Below are 1,202 nucleotides of genomic sequence, written 5' to 3' on the forward strand. Positions count from 1 at the left end.
TTCCTTGGCCCGTTCGGGCCCTGGATCACTTGATGATCTTGGAGACGACGCCTGCGCCGACGGTGCGGCCGCCTTCGCGGATGGCGAAGCGCAGCTTCTCTTCCATCGCGATCGGGGCGATCAGCTCGACCTCGAACTTCAGGTTGTCGCCGGGCATCACCATCTCGGTGCCCTCGGGCAGCTTGACGGTGCCGGTGACGTCCGTGGTCCGGAAGTAGAACTGCGGGCGGTAGTTCGCGAAGAACGGCGTGTGGCGGCCGCCCTCTTCCTTGGTCAGGATGTAGGCCTCGGCCTCGAACTGGGTGTGCGGGGTGACCGACTTCGGCTTGACCAGGACCTGGCCGCGCTCGACGCCGTCACGGTCGATGCCGCGCAGCAGCACGCCCACGTTGTCGCCGGCCTCACCGCGGTCCAGCAGCTTGCGGAACATCTCGACGCCCGTGCAGGTGGTCTTCTTGGTGTCGCGGATGCCCACGATCTCCAGTTCGTCGCCCACGTTGACCGCGCCGCGCTCGATGCGGCCGGTGACCACGGTGCCGCGGCCCGAGATCGAGAACACGTCCTCGATCGGCAGCAGGAACGGCTGGTCGATCGCACGCTCGGGGGTCGGGATGTACTCGTCGACGGCGGCGATCAGAGCGCGGATCGAATCCTCGCCGATGGCCTGGTCGCGACCTTCCATGGCTGCCAGCGCCGAACCCTTGATGATCGGGATGTCGTCGCCCGGATAGTCGTACGAGCTCAGCAGCTCGCGGACTTCCATCTCGACCAGTTCCAGCAGTTCCTCGTCATCCACCTGGTCGACCTTGTTCAGGTAGACGACCATGTAGGGGATGCCCACCTGGCGACCCAGCAGGATGTGCTCGCGCGTCTGCGGCATCGGGCCGTCGGCGGCGTTCACGACCAGGATCGCGCCGTCCATCTGGGCGGCACCGGTGATCATGTTCTTGACGTAGTCGGCGTGGCCCGGGCAGTCGACATGCGCATAGTGGCGCGTCTCGGATTCGTATTCCACGTGCGCGGTCGAGATCGTGATCCCGCGGGCCTTCTCTTCGGGCGCGCCATCGATCTGGTCATAGGCGCGGAATTCGCCGAAGTACTTCGTGATGGCCGCCGTCAGCGTCGTCTTGCCGTGGTCAACGTGGCCGATCGTGCCGATGTTGACGTGCGGTTTGTTCCGTTCAAACTTTGCCTTTGCCATG

At 65.2% G+C, this 1,202-nt stretch carries 1 protein-coding gene; it reads right to left on the reverse strand.

Annotation, left to right across the window (positions count from 1 at the left end):
* Positions 1 to 25 precede the first annotated feature (25 nt).
* Entirely contained in the window at positions 26 to 1,201 is a 1,176-nt protein-coding gene (tuf, locus tag LZ686_RS18810; RefSeq protein ID WP_349548777.1) for an elongation factor Tu, read from the reverse strand.
* Position 1,202: the final 1 nt, after the last annotated feature.

It is taken from the genome of Paracoccus sp. NFXS7 (assembly GCF_040148865.1).
Taxonomy (GTDB): Bacteria; Pseudomonadota; Alphaproteobacteria; order Rhodobacterales; family Rhodobacteraceae; genus Paracoccus; species Paracoccus marcusii.

Bases quoted from the DNA above. Each gene is read 5' to 3' on its own strand.
- tuf (WP_349548777.1), bottom strand. From the start codon at position 1,201: ATGGCAAAGGCAAAGTTTGAACGGAACAAACCGCACGTCAACATCGGC.